Here is a 21377-nt window from a genome sequence, read left to right on the forward strand (position 1 = left end):
CACAAGGCAGCATTCTGCCAGAGATACTAAAAAAACAGTGATGGCCTCGTTAGATTGATAATAACTGTATAAGGGTTAACGAGGCTATTTCCTAGTGAGCCCAACGCTTGCTTAACGCTTATGTCAGCGTCCAAATTAAACAAACAACTAAGCTAATCAAGCCTTAAGCTGGCAATTTCTAAACAAAAAAGTGACTAGTGCTTACCCAAGCCTAGCTGAATCCCCCCTTCTTTCGTTGACTTAATTGCCCCTCTATTTAACTGACTTTGCCCTTTAACATCGTTCATATTTTCCTGTTTATCGACTCCTGTCACAATTGCTCTTCCCTATAAAAACGCGCTTGCTCCCAACGACAACACAGATTCATGTGGTGTTAAAAAGTTAAAATACAACCAACTTGCATATTTGTTCCTTATTTCTTCCTTATTTGTTAAATACAATCAAAATAACCCAACATTTTTTCAAAATAATTATAACCTTGGTGTCTAATATGCAGTTCAAATTATCCCTTCTGTTAACCACTTTCTTTGGTGTTATTAGTTTAACTTCACCAGTAAAAGCCAGTGGAATCGACTCTGACGATGATGGTGTAGCCGACGCAGTTGATGTGGACATTGATGGCAATGGGTTAATCGAAATCAATAGCCTGGAGCAATTCAACAATATCCGTAATAACTTAGCGGGCACAGCTTATGACAACGGTATTAGTGAGAACACAACAGGTTGTGGTAATAACGACGACATTATTGCTTGTTTTGGTTATGAGTTAACCACTAACTTAGATTTTGATGAAAATGATGATGGTGTTAAAAACGACACCTACAATACGGGTGAAGGTTGGACACCTATTGGCACCCTCGCTGCACCTTTTACAGGTACGTTTGACGGAAATCATTTCACGATTGCAAACCTATACATCAACAATACGTCTTTAACAGGCGATGACGACAGTCTTGGTTTATTCGGTCATGCTGAAAATACCACTATCGAAAACCTTCATGTTAATGGTCAGGTAACAGCTAGCGGTTATTACGTTGCCGGCCTAGTTGGTTACATCTATGGTAGTACCCCGAGTGTCATGACCAACATCTCATTTACCGGAACAGTAGAAAGCAATCAAGCTGGGGCTTATGCCGGCGGTATTGCTGCTCGTTCTAGCCAAGCAACGGTTAAGCAATGTTTAGCCACTGTTGATGTAACAGGCCAAGGTGATGCCGGTGCATTTGCAGGAGAGTTAGTAAATGGTAGCGTTGAAAACTGTCTAGTCAATGGCTCTGTCATTACCTCTGGCACAGTCGGCGGCGGTTTTATTGGTAACCTTTCAAGTGCAGACGTCACTAATGTCGCCTCTCATGCTAAAGCCGAGGCGAATAATGCTGTGGGCGGCTTAATTGGCAGCGTTGCTTCTTCATCGTCAACCATTACAAATAGCTTCTCAACAGGCTCTGCTAAGCAGGCATTTAATAAAGGCGGACTAACAGGCTCTGCACTTGGGACTGTGACAGATTCATACTGGGATACCCAAGCCAGTGGCAACGCGACAAGTGGCTCAGGTACTGGCTATACCACAACTGAGTTACAAGCGCCGGTTACTAACGCTGGTATCTATGCCAATTGGGATGAAGCCTATTGGGATTTTGGTACATCTAGTCAGTACCCTTCACCTATTATCAACGGTGTTGCTTTTCACGATAGAGATAATGATGGCGTTCCAGATTCATTAGACGCTTTCCCTGATGACGCCGCAGAATGGGCAGATACTGATAACGATAATGTCGGTGACAATGCTGATGCTTTTCCTAATGATCCAACAGAATGGTTAGATACTGACGGCGATTTAATTGGTGATAATTCAGATCCTGATATTGATGGTGACAATGTTGCCAATGAATCAGATCTATACCCATTTGATGCGACAGGATCAACTGCTGCACAAGATGTTGACATCGATGACGATGGCTTAATTGAAATCTCAACGTTGGCTCAGTTACACGCGATACGTGATGACTTAGCAGGTAATAGCTTAAGCGGTGTTACCGCAGGTTGTGCCGGTTTAACTGACGGTACAGGTTGCATTGGTTACGAATTAACCACAGATTTAGACTTCGATACTGATTCTGACGGTGATCTGTCAGATGAAACCTACTACAACGCAGGTGAAGGTTGGCAGCCTATTGGTACTTCCGATGACCGCTTTGCTGCCAACTTTAACGGTAATGGCTTCACCATTCATAACCTATTTATCAATCGCCCAGATGAAGACTATCAAGCACTATTGGGTTATGTAGCCACGGTGAGTGTCACGAATATTAATATCGACGGTGATTTAACTAGCGTCACAGGCTTGAATAACTCAGCATTCTTAATTGCCCGAAACAGCAGCGCTGATTCAGCGGTGCTGAGCAATATTAACGTGCAAGGTACCATCCTTGGTAATGATGACAGCGGTTTAGTTGCAGGTCGACTTTATAACTTAGATGCGGATCAAGTTCATGCACAAGGTAATATCACGTCGATTTCTATTACTGATGACGCAGGTTCTGATACCGGTGGTTTGTTTGGTCAATTATCAGGGACCAACACCTTAGATAACGTGAGTTTTGAAGGCGATATCCAAGCCGTAACGTCTGCAGGCGGCTTAATTGGTGATGCTGAAAGTGTCACGATTAACGATAGTTACGCGATTGTAGATATTACCCTGATTGATGAAGCTGGCATTGAGACAGATATTGAAGTCGCAGGCGGTCTTATCGGTAAAGTTGAAGGCACAAGCGTGTTAACCCGAGTGTTTGCCCAAGGCAGCATTACTGCCCCCAAGATTCTAGGTGGTTTAATTGGTGATATTGATGGTGCGACAGAGGTGGTTGACTCATACGCTGATGTTTCACTGTTAGGTGACTCGATTATTGGTGGTATCGCAGGTGACCTAAATGCAGATTCAACATTTGAGCGTGTCTTGGCATATGGTGCTATTAACACCAATGATGATCAAAATACCGATACAGGTGGCCTTTTAGGTTACAGCACATCAAATACATTATCTGTTGTGTATGCCCTTTGGGATACCGAAGCAACTGGCATATCGAGCACATTCAACAATTCAGGCGCGGGTTATACATCTGAAGAACTGCAATGCCCTACAACACCTGTTGATATTAATTGTAACAGTACAGCTTATACAAATGACTGGTCTTCAGCCAACTGGGATTTTGGCACGTCCGAACAATATCCAGCATTATTATTAAGTGGCAATTTATACCGCGATGCTGATGCTGACGGTTACTGGGCGTTTGAAGATGCATTTGATAACGATGCGACTGAATACCTAGATTCTGATAACGATGGCGTGGGTGATAACGCAGACGCCTTCCCGAATGATCGTAATGAACAATACGATACCGATGCTGATGGTGTTGGTAACAATGCAGATAACGATGATGCCGGTGACTTAGTCACTGCTTATGGCTTAAACGGTATTGCTTCAGCTTATGTGCATAACGGCGATAGAGAAATTTATATTACTGACGCCATTGCTCACGATAATGGTCTGTACCTTATCGGTAGTGCATATTACGACGCCCATACTGATGATAGTGGTGTGATCATTGATATGGATAATTCAGGTGCCATTAACACAGATTTTGCTGAAAGCGGTATTCTTTATGCAATAAACCAAGATCTAGCGACTCACTTTAAACTAGCACTAACAAATGAAAGCGGCATTAAAGTCGCAGGTGATAAAGACAATCAAGTATTTATCGCTCAGTATGATGCAACTGGTGCTTTAGATACTAGCTTCAATGAAACGGGTATTTACGATAATGAAGATGGTTTCATTACCCGTGGTGTTGATGTTGCTTCAACATTATCTGATGGCAGCACGGTAATTTACGGTAAGTACACCTATCAAAACTTCGCACATAAGCTCAGCAGTGACGGCACTTTTGATACCAATTTTGGTGATGCTGGTAGCTTGGCAATTGGTGAGCCAGAATTAGGTAGCTACATTTATGTGCTAGATACCATCATGCTTGATGATGATAGCCAAGTGTTAGCAATGCAGAAACAAGATCGCACTTTCTATCTGACCAAAATTGACGTTGATGGCAACATTGATACTAGCTTTGGTACGGATGGCGAGCTCGCACTTGATAGCGATATGTTTACCCGTTCTATTAAATTAGCTAAAGACGCAGAAGGCAATGTTTACGCTGCGGGTACAACATCAAACGTTGCTAAACGACTCAGTGTACTGAAAATTGTTGATGGCCAACTTGACAGCACATTTGCAGACAATGGTTATTCGGCCAACGATTTTGACGAAGATGTTAGCGTCTGGAATGTTCAAGATATTCAGATTCAACGTGACGGCCGTATACTGGTATTAAGCGGTTTAACAGCTGATTACGCCCATGTTGTTCGCTTTACTGAAAATGGTGAATTAGATAGTCAATTCAATACCGTAGGCTATGTTCGCTTAGATGTACAAGATTACGACCCAATCAAATTAATCCTTCAAGACGATGGTAACTTGTTAATCGCCGGTTCTGACTGGAATGGTTTTGGCATTCACCTAGTCAATATGCTTAATGACTACGACCTAGACGGCGATGGCTTAACTAACTCGAATGATCGAGATGATGATGCGGATGGCGTTGAAGACATCAGCGATGCCTTCCCTCTTGACCCAACTGAAACGTTAGATTCAGATAACGATGGTATCGGTGACAATACTGACGCATTCCCATTTGATGCTAATGAAACAGTTGATTCCGACAACGATGGCTATGGCGATCAATCAGATGCCTTCCCATACGACAGCAGTGAATGGTTAGATTCTGATAATGATGGTGTCGGTGATAATGCAGATGCCTTCCCTAACGACGCATCTGAAACATTAGATACTGATAACGACGGCGTGGGTGATAACGCGGATGCATTCCCGAATGACGCATCTGAATCGTTAGATTCAGATAACGACGGCGTTGGTGATAATGCAGATGCTTTCCCGAATGACGCATCTGAAACATTAGATACTGATAACGACGGTGTCGGTGATAATGCAGATGCCTTCCCTAACGACGCATCTGAAACCTTAGATACTGATAACGACGGTGTCGGTGATAACGCGGATGCCTTCCCAACGGATCCAACTGAAACGTTAGATACGGATAACGACGGTATTGGTAACAATGCTGATAATGACGATGATGGTGATGGTGTTATCGATGCAAATGACCCTAACCCGCTCGATCCTAATGACTCAGACACACAAGCACCTGTGATCAGTCATGTTGAAAGTATGACATTTGAAGCAACAGGTGAGTTAACTCAAGTGCAAGTACCTCAGCCATCAGTGATGGATGATAACGATGCTTCACCTGAACTAACTGTGGATACGGATAACTTCACCTTTAGCTTAGGTGAGCATGTCATCACTTGGACAGCGACTGATATGTCGGGCAACCATTCTAGTGCTGAACAAGTTATCACCATTGTCGATACTACAGCGCCAAGCTTTGACGATTTAATCGATATGTCAATTAATGCCCAGGGGCGTTTAACCAATATTGCTAACTTAGTGTCGCTATCTGCGACTGACTTGGTCGACGGTGACATCACTGTAAATATGATGGGTGACACTTTACTGACTTCAGGAAGTCATATTGTTGAAGTAAAAGCAACTGATGCCCTTGGTAATATTGCAGTATCGTCATTTAATCTCGACATTGTGCCAATGCTAACCTTGCCTTCTCAGCGCCCTGTTGAAGCTGGCGGCGAATACACTATTAATGCTTACTTAAATGGTGAAGCGGCACATTACCCAGTGCAGATTTCATATAGCTTACTCGTTAATGGGTTTGTTAATAATCAACTGGTTGCAGATATTGAAGCAGGTCAAATTGGGCAGCTCGACATAGCGATTCCTGAAAGCGTGACTAACGAAGATCAATTGCAGCTTCAGTTAGATTATGGTGTAAATGCATTTATTGGTGATGCCAACATAACTGAATTCACCCTGATAGAACGAAATGTTGCGCCTAGAATGAACCTCACAATGCGCCAAAATGGCCGAGTAATTAGTGTTATCGATGCCAATAATGGCATGGTTACCATCACTGCTAATGTGCGTGATATTAACCAAAACGATACTCACAACCTCACCTGGTCAAGTATTGATGGATTCGTTGATGCAGCCATTGACGAAAACCCAATGACATTCGAAATAGACCCAAGTTTATTGCAGTCTGGTGTTTATCAAGTTAATGCTATTGCTACTGAAACCAATACTTCTGATGTCTTCTCTGTCTCTCGCACGGCGCAATTGGTGATTGCCGACTTGCCAGCGTTAGGCAGTGATGTTGACTCAGATAATGATGGTATCCCAGATAGCGATGAAGGATATGCTGATAGTGATGGTGACGGTATTGCTGATTATTTAGATAATGATGCTAACGACACCCGCTTACCGACGCAGAACGATGCAGAGCCAGCTCACACCGAAGACGGCTTATCAATGACGCTTGGATTGTTTGTTTCTCGACTCGGTATTACCGCAGATTCAGCAAGTTTTTCAATTGAAGACTTAATCGCGTTATTACAAGCTGGCGATGCCGAACCTCAAGATGCGTATTTTGAGACTATCACGCCTGTTTATAACTTCATCGTTAATGGATTAAGTGAGCAAGGTGAATCTGTTGCAGTGGTAATTCCATTAGCAGAAGGTCAAACATTACCAGCTGATGCTATATACCGTAAGTACAACCCAGCACTAGGCTGGTATAGCTTTGTTGTTGATGCCAATAACAGCATCAGCTCTGCATTGGCGGATGAAAACGGTAACTGCCCACTTGTTAATGATGCAACTTATGCTCAGGCCTCGGCGCAAGGATTAGTTGAAGGTAACAACTGTATTCGATTACTCATTGAAGACGGTGGTCCTAACGATATCGACGGTCTCGCGAATGGCTCAATTGAAGATCCCGGAGTGGTTGCCGTGCAAACAGGCACACCTCCTGTGAATACTGCGCCATCGCTAGTGCTTGAGAGCCACAACAATGAAGTTGAAGAAAACAGCAGTATTACCCTGATAGCTGTCGGTAGTGATGCAGAGAATAACTCACTGAGTTATCAATGGCAGCAGTTATCAGGCCCAGCTGTATTACTTGAAAATCAAACAACCAATCAACTGACTCTGACAACACCAGAAGTCAGCACTGATGAAGTGATTGAGGTTCAAGTCACGGTATCTGATGGCGAACTCAGTTATTCAGTAACGACCAGTTTAACCGTTACCAATAAAACTGAGGTAGAAACTGAAGAACCTACGCAGCCTGAACCTGAGCCAGAGTCAAAGTCGAGCAGTGGTGGTGCTTTGGGTATTTGGTTCATGTTATTGATGCTAATCAGCTTCAGTCGCAGAAGGTACAAATAAGAAAGTACAAATAAGCTTAGACAAGCCGACAGTACTGCATAAAACATAGCGGATCGCCTTAACAACGTCGCCATCTTCTTTATTACCGCAAAAGAAGATGATGACACAATAAATCAACAAGATGGCAATAAGTTATTTACTGTGGGAGAATAAAATCCAAACTTGTAATAGCCATGGACGTTTTGCAATACTTAGCTGTTTTGTAATAACTAAAGGGGTAATGCTGGAACAAGGAACGACCAGCTGCGGTATACCACATGAACGAAACACAAGAAAAACAAAAAATTTTAATTGTTGAAGATGATCTTGATATTGCCGAAAGCTTGGCATTATTTTATCACCACCATAACTTAGAAACGCTTCATATTGATGATGGTGCTAATGTGATTCAAGCGGTTTCAACATACCAACCTGACCTTATCGTCTTAGATATCATGCTACCCAATAAAACGGGGATAGCATGCTGCGAAGAAATAAGGCAATTTAGCAATGTGCCCATCATCATGCTCACCGCCAAGGTCAATCAAACTGATAAAAATATTGGCCTTAGTACGGGTGCTGATGACTATCTGTGCAAACCTTTTGACACGATGGAGCTTATCCTCCGCTCGAAGTCACTTTTAGCCCGCAGTCAGGGAACGGTTAGCTTTTCAAAGCTCACCGTCGACCCAGAAAAAGGTAAAGTGGTTTATCAAGACAAGAAGGTCGAGCTATCTACTCTTGAGGCAAGCTTATTTTCACTGCTGTATAACAAACCTGACAGGATATATTCACGAGATGAAATATTGGATCTGGCCTACCCTCAATATCGTCATATCACAGATAGAACGATCGACAGTCACGTAAAAAAAATTCGCAATAAGTTTAAAGAGGCTGGCATTACTGAAAACCCTATTGAGTCGGTCTATGGAGCAGGCTATCGCTTCTGTCTTCGCTAAAACAAGCACTATCCAACTCATCAGCAGCACTTTAGGTTTATTCATTAAAGTGCTTCTGGTTGTTGGCTGTATTCACAGTATCAGTATTGTGCAAGCACAAGGTCAGCCTATCTCCAGCTCTGATATCGAAGCTCAACTAAATGACATTACGTCATCATCTAAAAAGGCAGAGTGGCAAGTTAAAGAAATCATCAAAACCGCGGCGGGCGATGATCTTGTGCGCGCTCAATTAAAATTGGTCTCCATTTATCGTAAAAGCGGCCAACAAGCCAAATCAGAACAGTTACTAAATGAGTTAGTTACAGCGCTTCCCACTTATCACGATGAACTTAAAATCAAAGTACTGATCAGCGCCGCTTTTGTTGAAAGACGTAAAAACAACTATGCCAAAGCCACTGATATCATCGTCAATCAGGCCTTGCCTATCGCGTTACCTGAGGCCATCGAACTAGGGCGTTTATATCAACTCGCTGGCGTATTTCTTCTCTTACAAATGAAGCTTAAAGAAGCGAAAGAATACTACTTAATTGCACTAGAGATTTTTCAGCAAAACGAAGACTACAACAGTGAAGCACAGATATTCAGCCAACTAGGCGTGCTTTACGAATCAGAAGGAAATTTAGCGTTAGCCGCAGAGTATCAAATCAAAGCCATGCGCTACTTTGAAAGCACCAGCGATATTGAAGAGCTTGCAAGCAACTACTTTAATCTTGGGGAGCTGTATTACAGCGCTCAAGACTATAGTAAGTCACTGCGCTTTTATCTTAAGGCACTCGATTACGATAAGCAGCTAAACAGCATTCAAGATATGGGCTTTGATTACCATCGACTCGGCAGTATCTACCTTAAAACCCAAGACTATGAAAAATCCATCGATTACACTAATAAAGCCATTGCTATATTTAAGCGCGAGTCGGCTAATCAGCTGTTGTCTCGCTCTCACCTACAGATGGCCATGATCTACAACGGCCTAAACGATAATACCCAGCGTTTTAAGCAGCTATCTTTAGCGGACGACACAGCAAAACTGGCACCAACTGATCATCAGTCTCGCCAAGTTTGGCATGACTTAGGCGAATACTATATAGATACCTTAGATTACCCCAGTGCTAAGCACTATCTTGAAAAATCACTTATCATCTCAAACAAACTGGGCCTGCTAGAACACCAACTGAGTGACAACGAACTGCTGAGTAAAGCCCATCATCAATTAGGCGAATACGATGATGCCCACCAGCATTTAGAAGCCGCTTTTAATATCAAACTACAACTTTATTCAGAACAAAGAATAAGAGAAATAGAAAAGCATAAGCGTGATATTGATTTACTAGAAGAACAAATCAAGGTAGCAAAATTACAGGAAGAAAATAAAGCGGTTGAAGCAGAAGCTGAGGTCCATAAAACTATCTCTCAAGGCGTGATATTTATCGCCTTAGTGTTGCTTTTTTTGTTTACGGTTCTGATTTACTTTTTCTATCAACGTCGTAAATTGGCAATATTAAAAGCCAATCTTTACCAAGATGCCTTAAATCAAAAAAATCAGATTCTAGCAGATGTTTCTCACGAGCTGCGTACCCCATTAACCGCACTCAAATTACAGGTAGATGCGCTTAAATATCAACTGGTTGATGATGTTGACTTAAGTTATCAAAAACTCGGTACTAAAATCGATGATTTAAACCACCTGATCAGCGATATATACGAGCTCGCCTTGTCTGATGTGAATGGTTTATCGTTTGAAGCAAGCCAAGTCGACTTTGTCCCTATCTTAATGAACTGGGGCGAAGAATTTGAACACTATGCTAGCGCCAAAGGATTTGAGTGGCATCTGGCTATTAACGCCAATACAGCGCTGGTGAATATCGACACAGACCGCATCAAACAAGTGCTATCTAACTTGCTCACTAATAGCATTAAATACACGGATGCACCCGGTCAAATTTCATTGAGTTTAGCGGTTAATTCAAACAGTTTAATACTGGTATTAAAAGACAGCTCCCCCGGCGTACCAGATGAAGAACTCGAAAAGATATTTGAACGACTCTACCGAGTGGAGAAGTCTCGCAATAGACGCACAGGCGGCTCAGGCCTTGGCTTGTCTATCAGCCAAAACATCATCGAAGCTCACGAAGGCACTATCTTCGCCTCCAAAAGTGATTTAGGCGGCCTCGCCGTCACTATTCGCATTCCACTTTGTCAGTAATAATTTTACTCAGATTATCACTGAATAAACCCACTTAAGCTTTATAAAATTCCAGCCAAGAAAAAAGCGACTCGACAGTCGCTTATTAATAACTTTACATTGATTATGTCGCAGGCAAGCCCAACCCTAAACAGCGTTAATGGCGAAAGTCACTGTTAACACAAGCATAAAAGCCGCAGCGTTACGAAACGGAGTTGACTACTGTCAAACTCCTTATTTCAAACCATGCAAAAGTAGCGACTGGTACAGCCTTAGTGAAGTTGGAAGGTAGAAGGTGGAAGTTGCAGTTAAATTATAATTGCACCAGAGGTGCCTACCCAATTAACCCGAGTAGCGTTACTGCCGAAAGTAAGACAAAAAAGCCGCTGCTTTTGGCCACGGAGTTGACTGGTGTCAAACTCCTTATTTCGAGCTATGCAAAAAGTAGCGGCTGATGCAGTCTTACTAGCTATACACCTGAAATTGCGTCGCTGGCGATGTTAGTACAAGGCGAACTGATGGCTCTAGCCCGGAGTTGACTGGTGTCAATGAGGACTAGAGTCGAGGTTCAACGATGTAATAACAAGCCTAAGCAGCAATTAATACAATAAGTTAGAACTGGTATTTGACACTCGCCGTAAAGTTAATCGGCTCACCCGGCATAGTCCACAACTTATGATACGAGCTTTCAAAATACTGCTCATTAAATAAGTTGTTCACATCGATCATTAGACTAAATCGGCTAGTTAGATCGACTGCTGCTGACAAGTTCACTAATGTGTATGCTGGCAAAATGTAGTCTGGATCAGTGGTCTCACCCAAACGATCGCCAACATAGTTTACCGTCGCACCAAAGTAAGCTTCTTTACCCATGATGTCTGTGTAATGTCTTAATGCAACGTGACCGACATGCTCTGCAACATTAATTAAGCGAGAACCTTTAGGAATAGGCACGCCCCAATCGTTATCAATTAAGTCTTTAGCAGTTCTGGCATCCGTATAAGCATAGGCGAGTTCAATGCTGGTATCGGCGGTGAGTGCTGTGGTTAATTGAAACTCAACACCCTGACTTTCTACTTCACCTAGTGTTGCTGATAACCCAGTGTCTGGCTCTGCGGTTAGCATGTTGGTTTTACTCGCATCATACAGCGCTAAGCTACCTGAAAACCTGTCCGCCACATCTTGCCACTTAAGGCCCACTTCAAACGATTTGGTTTGCTCTGGCTCGAATGGGTTTCTGTCTGAATCTAAACCTGGATTGGGTCTGAAACCTTCTGCATAGCTTGTATATAGGTTGATATTGTTATCTAACTCATAGACAAAGCCAAAACGAGAAGACACTTCCGTTTGATCTTGTTCTTGGAATTCGTTATCCAGTTTATTCAAGATTTGCTGGTTAAATTGATCAACTCGAAAACCCACTAACAACTTGGCTCTGTCAGTTAACTCAATCAAATCTTGTGCATAAAAGCCCAAGCCTTTTTGCTCTTCAGAGGTCAATGTAGTTGGTGAGGTTTCAGGTTGATCCATTGTGTAATCAGGATTATTCGGATCGATGGCATAAGTCGTATCACCCGATCCCCAAGCCGTTCTCCACACTCGGTAATCAGTATCAAGTTGGAAGTTATAGTAATCTAACCCGATTAATAGATTATTCTTAACGCCGCCTAACGTAACGTCGCCGCTAACTTCAAAGCGAGCTGAAAAATCCTGCGCTTGATAATCTCGCTCTCGTCGCTGTCTTGATAACAGGTCTGGATTGGTATAAATCAGCTGTCGACCGTCAGATAGCTCAGTATCAGACGATTGGCCTTTAAAAGATGAATCTCTGTACGCTAAACCCGTTAATAAATGCCACTGGTTATTGAATTGATGGTTTAACAATAACTGATGACCTAATGCTTTCACTTCATGAGCGCCGTCACGCGTGTCGCCATAAAAAGCCGATGTATCAACAGAATCAAAGTCGTTATCTAGCACATACACGCCGCGATCTAATGGTTTGCTTTGATCTAAGATTTCCATTTCGTAGCTTAGGCTTGTCGCATCAGAAATATTCCACAATAAAGATGGGCTTAAATTTAAGCTTTCAACATCAACATGGTCACGGAATGTCTCTGAATCTTCATAGAAACCATTAATACGGTAAGCAACATCATCGCTTATCCCTTTCGTATGGTCGAACTCGACTTGCTTGGTATTGTAATTACCTAAAGTACCTTGAATATAACCCTGCTCAACAAACTGAGGCTTTTTGGTAATAATATTGACAGTACCACCTGGCTCTCCTTGACCATATAACGCTGACCCAGGCCCTTTCATCACTTCAATGGTTTCGATGTTAGCCGTGTTTCGATTACCGTTGTAGCCACGTGAATTAAAGCCATTCACTAAATAACCCGTTGGGTTATTCTCGTCACCAGAGAAACCACGGATAGCAAAACTATCAAACATACCGCCAGAATTGTTTTGTCTTACCACACTAGGGGAGTAATCTAAGGCATCCATAAAACGAGTAATGCCCTCGTTTTGTAAGGTTTCTGCATTAATTCTATCTACGGCTTGCGGCGTTTCAATCAATGGCACATTACCTCGGTAAGGCTGCCATAATCTGTTCACCTCAATACGCTCAATGTCATCTTGGTTTTCTGACGTTGGGGTTATATTATCTTGTGCAATTGCACCATTAGAAATGATAAGTATTGAGTATAGAAAATGCTTTTTCACGTGCTTTTCTCGATGAGGGCTGATTAAAAAAACGCAATGTTACAACATATCATTACCTTCGTCAAAGCCAAGTCTCACAACAAATCGTCAAAACAAGAGCAACCGCAATATTGGGCATTAAACCTTTTAAAAAGGCTTGAAGTTTTTTATGTTCAAAAAGAATGCATAACGATAAAAGTAGCGGTTCAATAGATAATAATTGAAAAGTGCGGACGATAGTGAGCAATAAGTCGTCTTGGATTTAGCGGTTTAACCCATAAAAGTTGAATAGAATCAATACAAAAACTAAGCACTAAGTACCTAAGTACAAAGCCTCAAAAATTCTTTATAAATATGAGTATCTTTTAATTCCCAAGAAAGTTCCTCATCACCAATAACTATCTGTTTAGAAAGATAATAACTATCATGACTCTTTTTTATTCCTACAATAAAGATAACATCTGAACCAGTCATGGCTGCTTTTGAAAAAATGAGCGCACCTTGCCAATTTTCAAAGTCAAAATTTTCAATTTTTTCCGTAGTATAAAATAACTCTTCTTCTAGCATAAAAACAAAATTATTAACGACAAGATCACGTGTCATCATATGATTATTCTGACCTTTGTTAACTAACAAAGGATCTTCATCATTAAGTGGAGACAAAGAAAAATTCCATGAAAACTTGCTGCTTTCAGCCGAAACTTTTACTTTGGTTCCATCAATGTTTTTAGATACCTCAAAGTGATGAAAGACGTCCTTAAAGTTATCTTTAGAGCATATTTCATCATTTGCAGCTGAAAGTGAAATTGAAAACAGCAAACTAAAAAAATAAAAAAGTACAAGTATGTACTTAGTCTTTTTCCAGCTTCGAAATTTTGTAACCAAGGTAAACCCCTTGAACATTGGCAAAAAACAAAACTACATAAAAGAATATTTCTCTATTAGATTCATTCGCAGAATAATAAACCCACGCACATCCAGCGAAATTAATTATATATATGATTGAAGCTATAAAAATATTCATAACTAATAATGTGCCGAATCTAAAAGTCGACTTCTGTTGGATATTTCCTTATTGGCCTTACTTAATTCACTAGCATTAAAATAGACAGACCCCCATATAACTAAACTAACCCACCCGCCTTTAGATACCTTACGCGTCTTCCACAATGTAACAGCAAAATCTTTGCTACTGAGCGCTGAAGCAGATACCCCTAAAGTGCTTGCATATGTATTGATGGTGTCATGAAACTTTTGATCTTGTAATAGTTCGGTATTTGATAGTGACCAAACTCCCCATTGTGGGTTCACAGTTACATCTGTGATTTTCTCAATGAGTCTCCCTTTTAAAGGGCGGTTCTGTAGACGATGAATCACTAACATAGATTGATACTTTTCTTCTTTTGTTAGGTGACGGTATAAAATTACACCCGCCATCGCCTCTGACTCTTCTTCATATTTACCGCTTAAAAGATGCTGAGGAATAGTTAAAACTTTAGATAGGTAATGACTTTTACCTTTTGGTGTCTTAGGGAGATCGTAAGGTAGCTCATGAATATTCATTAATAATTCCATTTATTTAGTTTATTTAAAATCCATTTATATGTTTTTATTGTATACCAGCTGATAATTATCAACTACATCACTATTAACTATATATGATGAAAAAGTGAGAAAAACTATAAAGTAATAATAAACTTAAGCGAGCAAGAGTTAAACAACACAAATTAAAAGTTAATTGACCCCGTAGTTATATGGGAAGCTAATGAAATACGGTATCAGAATGGTTCGCATACTCTTGTTGCCAAAAGTGAGGAATTCGAAGCTCGTAAAAATTAAAAACCATGAAGCTTTTTTGATAGAAATGACTCTGCTCATTACTACGTGACTGCTCTGTAATGCTCATTGCTAAAGTCGCTAAATTCCAAGCATAGGCTTCCGCCCATAATCGTGGCTGAGATTGATAGCCAGACTCACTTATCGCAAGCATTTTTTTACACAGCGGCTCTAAATCAAATTCCCTACTATTGAGTTCATGCACGCTTGAGAAACACTGTAATAATGTGAAGTACAGATGCGCAAAGCAATCTGGCAATGTTATTTGATTCGAAGAATGATTTAAGAAATTGACTTTATCTGAAGTATCGATCAGTAAGGAATGAGTCAAGGTTAATGAACGTTCAGCAAGCGCAACCACATTATGTGGGCGATAGAATTGGCGATACAAGCAAGCAAGCTGGCTGATGTTTTGTACGTACAACTCAATAATCTCTAATCGCTCAGATTGCCCTGCTGCCGCATTAGCTAACCCTGTGTCAGTATTAGCTGTACTGGAATATAAAGACTCAACTTGTATTAGCAACGCTTCATAAGGAGCAATCAACTCTCTTGAAGGGTACGCAATATCATAGGTTCTATCTAAATCTTCTAAAACGTTTTTCAGCTCAGTTATTCGGCTCGATACTGACATTGAAAACTTTCCTCGCCCGAGATATACGGCTCAATAAAAACGGTAAAAGTAAACTTATATAACTTGGTAAGCCATTGCAATAAATAGAAAAAAAAAGCCTAATATCGAAGGCAACTCATTTTCCAATTTAAGGATGAATCATGGATATCACCAACCTTGTTTTAGTTTTCGTTTTGGTTTTAGTGTTGATATTTATCGTGTTTATCAAGCTGTTCACCGCCCTTATTAACCGACCTCAGCAGTTAAGCTATCGCCAAAAAAGTAAATTATTCTCCCCTGCCGAACGCTCATTTTTAGGCGTACTTGATACCGCCTGTGCAGCTCAATATCGTGTATTTGCCAAAGTACGTGTTGCCGATGTGCTTACCCCTGAAAAAGGGTTAAACCGTATCAATTGGCAAACAGCATTCAATCGAATTTCAGCCAAGCACTTCGACTATATATTGTGTAAACCCGACACCATGGAATTTGTTGCAGCTATAGAGCTAGACGACAAAAGCCACAACAGCAAACGCGCTCAGAAACGTGATGCACTCATTAACGATGCTTGTGAAAGCGCCCAACTGCCACTCATACGATTTCCAGCTAAAGCGAGATATTCAGTGCAAGAAGTAAAGCAGCTCCTCGCACATTACCAATACAGCCTTTAACGCCTGAAATCAAAGCTAATCTTTAGCAAGCGATACCACCGCAATACAAACTAACGATACAATCTGTAACAGACTACTTTTTAATGATTTTATTTCAATATTTAGGACAAAACAGTGCGCTAAAGCATTGCAATAAATAGACCCAATAGCGTAATGTATAACCAATAAAAAACAAACGCAGGCCAAGCTCTTAATCCAATAAGAGAACGCCTTTCAGGGAAGAAGAAGCCAATCATTAGCTTGTAGATTACAGTTCATTTGAACCATACAAGCACAAAGTGAAAAATTTACTCTGCTCCTGACGGATCCCCACTTATTTGCGTACTTTTTTGTATAAATAGTTGGTAAATACCTATGATTAGTTATTTTAAGAGATTAATTGTTCTTGGTGGACTTTTCAGTTGTTCACTACAAGCTCTCGTGTTCGACCACAACCACAAATATATTTCTGTAGATATCCTTCCTTTATGTACAGATAATGGCCAAATTATACTCGAATATACAAATACGTCAGATCAGGATTTACTTGTTGACCCTAGATTTTTGGATAGTGAGCTATTTGATGCTCATAATGCGGGTATATCCATTGGCTACTATGATGGAGAGTCAATAAGAACAAAACGCTTAAAACCAGAACATTATTATGGTTCTAATTGGTTCCCACTTTCAGTTGGACAATCAGTTAGACATGAAATTGATTTAAGGGATTATGCCGAAGATTCTATTGATTATGGACAGCTTGTTTATCCTGTTTATAGTGGTGCCAACATCAAAATAATTACAGTTGATGAAGGTCAAGAAGTTTACCTAACTGTAAACACTTATGACGATTATGAAAATGATGCTATAGAGCCAGAGTGCTTTTTAGTCAAATGATGCAATCTTTATATAGGGTAATATCTAAGGCACTGTAACTACTAAGCACTAATACCTCAGATTAGGATTGAGAGAATTAAGTGAGTGTGATTATGATTAAGTGGGATTAGAGTATCTCCCCACTTACTGCAAAACGAAAACAGCGTAGCCATTACAAGATAAGTCGTATGATCAATTTATCCCTGCATCAATACAAGGCAACAGCGAAGACATACAGAAACAAAAAGAAGCCGCATGTGCGAGTGTAAATTAGTAAAACCGCAACTAACATATTATTTTTAAATACTTTTTATGCCAGTTATATGCACTAAAGCATTGCACTTAACAAAACAAATAGCGTAATGTATCACCAATAAAAACAAACGCAGGCCAAGCTCTTAATCCAATAAGAGAACGCCTTTCAGGGAAGAAGAAGCCAATCATTCGCTTGTAAATCACATGTCATTTGAACCACACAAGCACAAAGTGAAAAGTTTACTATGCCCTTCATAATTGCAGGAGAAGTTTCTCCGCATACCTAACAAGATGTAACACCAATAATTACTTTAATCACTAAAGAATGAAGGTAAGCAATGTCATCGAATCAAAATAATTATCACCTTAAATTTAGTACACTAATAATTGTTTTTTTAATTGCGACACTCACCCTGTCACTTTTTTTCTTATATGATTCAGGACAACAACATAGTGTTGTAAAAAATATTTTAGGTTTAGATAATAAAGCTGACATATCTGCCTTACTAGTAAGTTACATTCAATTTATATTTGCTACAGCAGTTGGGTTAGCTGGTGCATACGTAGCTATAACAATTGCAAAGAATACTGAATATTTACAATTTATTAGTAATGCTCTTCAAACAACGTCAAATAAGCTTCAAGAACAAGGAAATCTAAATGAAAATCCAGACTATTTAGAAGCTAGACATTCAATTCGGATTCTTAATCAAATTAGTGCAGTCACCAGCCTCTATTCAAACATGACATTCACTAACACTGAGAGAAATGATGCTTTGACATTAAGTCGAAATTATCTTCTTACAACTTTACATGAAAATATACTTGATGCCAGAATGCAAGCAATGGTTAGAGCAGCTTTTGAAGAAAAAGATAAGCAACTTCTAGATGCTTGTAACTTGATGGTTCTAGAAAATATATTTAAATCAAGTATCGCTTTAAAAAATAGCGCCCCCGAAAAAATAGATGCATTAAATGAAGTAGATAATAATCTGAACACCTCTCTAATTAATGTTGCAGGCACGGTATTTCAATTTTTAACTGTAATTGAAATACTATCAAATAAGTCACCTTCAACTAACAAAGACCCTATGGTTCAATATTTTATTGAAGAATTAACAAAGAACGAAATCAACCCTGTCGAACTTAAGCCACACTTCGAAGCAATGATTAATAATATTGATGGTGGCACGGGCCTATTAATGCCTTCATATGAATTTTTCCAACAAAATTTTGTAGGTAATTTTCGTTTTGTCGAATTATCTGAATTCCCTGGAGATTTCACCTTTCCTTATTTGGCGCAAAAGTTTTTTAATAAGAAATATAAAAATTATAAAATATCTTCAGTATCAAGTAGAAGTCAGCTTAATAGCTTTCTAGATAGAACATATAATGCAGCTGACGAACCAGAAGCATATTTTTTTGATTTTATAGTGAACGAAAACGCTTATTTTATTGAAGGAAGTACTACATCATCATCTATATCACTTTTAACTGATCATGCTGAAAAAATTAAATCTAAGGACATATTCATATTTGTTCGAAACTATACTGAGCTTTCAGAAGCAGGAGTCGAATGGCTCTGGATATTAAGTGACGATATGGGATTAAATTCACCTGAAGAATTTATTAAGTTTAAAGACCAAAACTTAATAAATTCAAATATAACAATAATACTCCAAAGCGCAAATATGAATCAAAATAGGTGGAAGCATAAAGATGCAGAGCTTAAATTTGCTGAGAAAATTGCACCCAAGCTAAGCTATGGAATAATGCATTACCCAATCTACTGTACTTAGCTGTAACCTACTGTAATTAGTTAGACTAAGCGGGATCGAAGTCTGCCCCCGCTTATTGCAAATCGAAAACAGCGCAGCAGTTACAAGATAAGTTGTGTAATCAACTCATGCTCAAATCGATGCAAGACAACAGCGAAGACGCTTACCTATAAAAATCAAAACAAAAAGAAGCCGCATGTGCGAGAATAAATCAACAACACCGTAACTAACACGCTATTTTTAAATGATTTAATTTTAAATTTCGGGCGAAACAGTGCGCTAACCCATTGCAATAAACAGAAAAACTGGCGTATTGTAGAACCAACAAAAAAACAAACGCAGGCCAAGCTCTTAATCCAATAAGAGAACGCCTTTCAGGGAAGAAGAAGCAATCATTCGTTTGTAAAAGCCAGTTAATTTGTACCACACAAGCACAAAGTGAAACGTTTATTCTGCCCCTACTTATTCACTATTAAATTCGTGGGGTTCCGTCAGACTCTGACCCCACTTATTTACAGCTACCGTTAACAGACTTAAAAACACTTAATAGTGATCCGCTCCTCCACCTAGATCTGTTAGTACAGTCATAAACTCATGGTTGTTTTTTAGGTAGTCAGCCGATGGGTAATCCATAAACTGCATACAGATCATTACAAGTCTCAGTTGAGAGAACTCGGTAAAGCTAATAAGTGTTTGAAACTGATTCGTCCTTATACTCTCATCAAACTGATTTGTATCACTGAGCCTTTCGGTAATCATTTTCACGATGTTATAGAAAACTCGAATCGTGTTATAGATGTGCTCGTCTTGATCAAGCTTCTCTAGCATCTCTTCTATTTCAGTATCTTGTGCATTGCGTTCACGAAAAGCTTCAATCCGATCTTCAAGCGCTCGTATAGCGCATACTCCTCCCAGAGATTTAACGCCTTCCTCTTCCTTGAACTCCAATTTAAAATTTGCAAATGAAGCCCTCTGCGCTTCTATTAGCCCAAAGAAGTAGGTCTCAAATGATCTCAGCTGCTCATTTTTATGGTTCAGCTGCACCTCAATCCTAAGCTCTGTATTAGCTTGGTTCTGAAGATTTAGGGACTGAATCAACAATACCAAGGAGACAAAGCTAAGCAGTGGGCTAACAAGCCCATTAAAGAAACCACCAAAATCAACCCAATCAGAGGGCTGTTCTGAGATCTCATACCCCAGATTGAAATAAAACTGGAAGACATAAGAAGCAACGACTACAACCATCAAACCGATAGCTGCAATTGAATACCTATTAAGCATCGATAATACCTTCAACAATATATTTGATTACTCGGCCTGTGCTTGTAGTTTCCGTATGAACACGAAGATGTAGAGTTTCCCATTCTTCTCTTGGCTTACTGTTATTAGTATGCAAGTTTTTAGAAAAAGGCGCTTTAGATGCGACTTTAAGCTCTAGATACCTCTTCGTTGCAGGGAATCCAAATGCAACAGTTTCATCTGCACCTTGTATTTGAAGCCTACCATTGCCAGTATTGATATTAAGACGAGTTATACTTGCAGCAATGTCTCGTTTAGTTCTATCTGTTCGTGGTTTTAAAGTAGCATGTGTTGCACGGTCAACTTTAGCTAAGATAGTTTGTTTTTCTCTACTTTGTCTATACCTAAGCTTTACACCTTGATTAAAGTTATTAGATACAGTGTGCAAGTGATCAAGAGAGCTTGTTTGCAGTTGCTTAATTAACTTCTCTTCAAGTTCGACCCCAAGACCTTTCAGAACATTTTTAGCCTTTAGGGAAAGTTCAAGACTTTCTTGATAAAGAGCTTCATTTATAAAATAAGATATCAGTTCCGCAAATGCCTTCTTACCAATCTTATTGAATCGCTTCTGCACATCCGCATCATAGATATCAATAGAGAATTGCTGACCAAAAGAGCCTCTAAAACTCTTTTTTAAGTTTGTTCGAACTTTGCTTTCACTCGATAGCCTCTCTGGCACTCGTTCTTCAAGAATTGTAGTTGCGATCTGTCTAGTGGCCTCAGACGCCCCTTTAAGTGTATCGAGTCCCGAATTCATATCTACAGAGTAGTCATCACTCGCCATCACAACATCAAAGTTGACGCTCATA

12 protein-coding genes are annotated in these 21377 nt (G+C 39.9%); 6 read left to right on the forward strand and 6 right to left on the reverse strand.

The genetic code is table 11. The annotated features are described in order from the left end of the window. Positions 1-490 precede the first annotated feature (490 nt). The 3 genes from J8L86_RS11385 (at position 491) to J8L86_RS11395 (ending at position 10576) form a co-directional block, all read left to right on the forward strand. A complete protein-coding gene (locus J8L86_RS11385; protein WP_211030379.1) occupies positions 491-7435 on the forward strand; it encodes a choice-of-anchor U domain-containing protein in 6945 nt (2314 codons plus the stop codon). A 257-nt stretch (positions 7436-7692) separates the two neighbouring features. Continuing rightward, positions 7693-8373 carry a response regulator gene (locus J8L86_RS11390; protein WP_065109874.1) on the forward strand — a complete coding sequence of 227 codons (681 nt, stop codon included), beginning with the start codon at positions 7693-7695 and terminating at the stop codon, positions 8371-8373. Beyond that, positions 8342-10576, forward strand: coding sequence for an ATP-binding protein (locus J8L86_RS11395; protein WP_211030381.1), 2235 nt, complete (start codon positions 8342-8344; stop codon positions 10574-10576). The genes J8L86_RS11390 and J8L86_RS11395 overlap by 32 nt, the downstream gene beginning before the upstream one ends. 591 nt (positions 10577-11167) lie before the next feature. Here the strand turns inward: J8L86_RS11395 and J8L86_RS11400 are convergent. From J8L86_RS11400 to J8L86_RS11415, 4 genes are all read right to left on the reverse strand, one after another. Continuing rightward, entirely contained in the window at positions 11168-13282 is a 2115-nt protein-coding gene (locus tag J8L86_RS11400) for a TonB-dependent siderophore receptor (RefSeq protein WP_065109872.1), read from the reverse strand. 300 nt (positions 13283-13582) lie between these two features. After that, positions 13583-14146, reverse strand: a complete 564-nt coding sequence (locus J8L86_RS11405; RefSeq protein ID WP_211030383.1) for a hypothetical protein — start codon at positions 14144-14146, stop codon at positions 13583-13585. Positions 14147-14287: 141 nt separating this feature from the next. Beyond that, a complete protein-coding gene (locus tag J8L86_RS11410) occupies positions 14288-14824 on the reverse strand; it encodes a hypothetical protein (RefSeq protein WP_211030385.1) in 537 nt (178 codons plus the stop codon). Between the two features lie 199 nt (positions 14825-15023). Further along, on the reverse strand, positions 15024-15731 hold the full coding sequence (locus J8L86_RS11415; RefSeq protein WP_065109865.1) for a hypothetical protein: 708 nt from the start codon (positions 15729-15731) through the stop codon (positions 15024-15026). A 140-nt stretch (positions 15732-15871) separates the two neighbouring features. Here J8L86_RS11415 and J8L86_RS11420 point away from each other — a divergent pair, with 140 nt between their 5' ends. The 3 genes from J8L86_RS11420 (at position 15872) to J8L86_RS11430 (ending at position 19290) form a co-directional block, all read left to right on the forward strand. Further along, on the forward strand, positions 15872-16381 hold the full coding sequence (locus J8L86_RS11420) for a DUF2726 domain-containing protein (RefSeq protein WP_211030387.1): 510 nt from the start codon (positions 15872-15874) through the stop codon (positions 16379-16381). Positions 16382-16735: 354 nt separating this feature from the next. Continuing rightward, positions 16736-17257, forward strand: a complete 522-nt coding sequence (locus J8L86_RS11425) for a hypothetical protein (RefSeq protein ID WP_211030389.1) — start codon at positions 16736-16738, stop codon at positions 17255-17257. 572 nt (positions 17258-17829) lie between these two features. Next, positions 17830-19290 (forward strand): hypothetical protein, encoded by a 1461-nt coding sequence (locus tag J8L86_RS11430; RefSeq protein WP_211030391.1) that lies wholly within the window; start codon positions 17830-17832, stop codon positions 19288-19290. Between the two features lie 522 nt (positions 19291-19812). On the opposite strand, the gene J8L86_RS11435 is transcribed toward J8L86_RS11430, so the two are convergent. Together J8L86_RS11435 and J8L86_RS11440 are read right to left on the reverse strand one after the other, a co-directional pair. Beyond that, positions 19813-20550: a hypothetical protein gene (locus J8L86_RS11435; protein WP_211030393.1), complete on the reverse strand. Its 738-nt coding sequence runs from the start codon at positions 20548-20550 to the stop codon at positions 19813-19815. Continuing rightward, a complete protein-coding gene (locus tag J8L86_RS11440) occupies positions 20543-21376 on the reverse strand; it encodes a hypothetical protein (protein WP_211030395.1) in 834 nt (277 codons plus the stop codon). Before J8L86_RS11440 ends, J8L86_RS11435 begins: the two co-directional genes overlap by 8 nt. Position 21377 lies beyond the last annotated feature (1 nt).

The organism is Shewanella sp. MMG014, assembly GCF_018100775.1.
GTDB lineage: Bacteria > Pseudomonadota > Gammaproteobacteria > Enterobacterales > Shewanellaceae > Shewanella > Shewanella japonica.

Bases quoted from the DNA above. Each gene is read 5' to 3' on its own strand.
- J8L86_RS11415 (WP_065109865.1), bottom strand. From the start codon at position 15,731: ATGTCAGTATCGAGCCGAATAACTGAGCTGAAAAACGTTTTAGAAGAT.
- J8L86_RS11385 (WP_211030379.1), top strand. From the start codon at position 491: ATGCAGTTCAAATTATCCCTTCTGTTAACCACTTTCTTTGGTGTTATT.
- J8L86_RS11410 (WP_211030385.1), bottom strand. From the start codon at position 14,824: ATGAATATTCATGAGCTACCTTACGATCTCCCTAAGACACCAAAAGGT.
- J8L86_RS11425 (WP_211030389.1), top strand. From the start codon at position 16,736: ATGATTAGTTATTTTAAGAGATTAATTGTTCTTGGTGGACTTTTCAGT.
- J8L86_RS11430 (WP_211030391.1), top strand. From the start codon at position 17,830: ATGTCATCGAATCAAAATAATTATCACCTTAAATTTAGTACACTAATA.
- J8L86_RS11440 (WP_211030395.1), bottom strand. From the start codon at position 21,376: ATGAGCGTCAACTTTGATGTTGTGATGGCGAGTGATGACTACTCTGTA.
- J8L86_RS11390 (WP_065109874.1), top strand. From the start codon at position 7,693: ATGAACGAAACACAAGAAAAACAAAAAATTTTAATTGTTGAAGATGAT.
- J8L86_RS11435 (WP_211030393.1), bottom strand. From the start codon at position 20,550: ATGCTTAATAGGTATTCAATTGCAGCTATCGGTTTGATGGTTGTAGTC.
- J8L86_RS11395 (WP_211030381.1), top strand. From the start codon at position 8,342: ATGGAGCAGGCTATCGCTTCTGTCTTCGCTAAAACAAGCACTATCCAA.
- J8L86_RS11420 (WP_211030387.1), top strand. From the start codon at position 15,872: ATGGATATCACCAACCTTGTTTTAGTTTTCGTTTTGGTTTTAGTGTTG.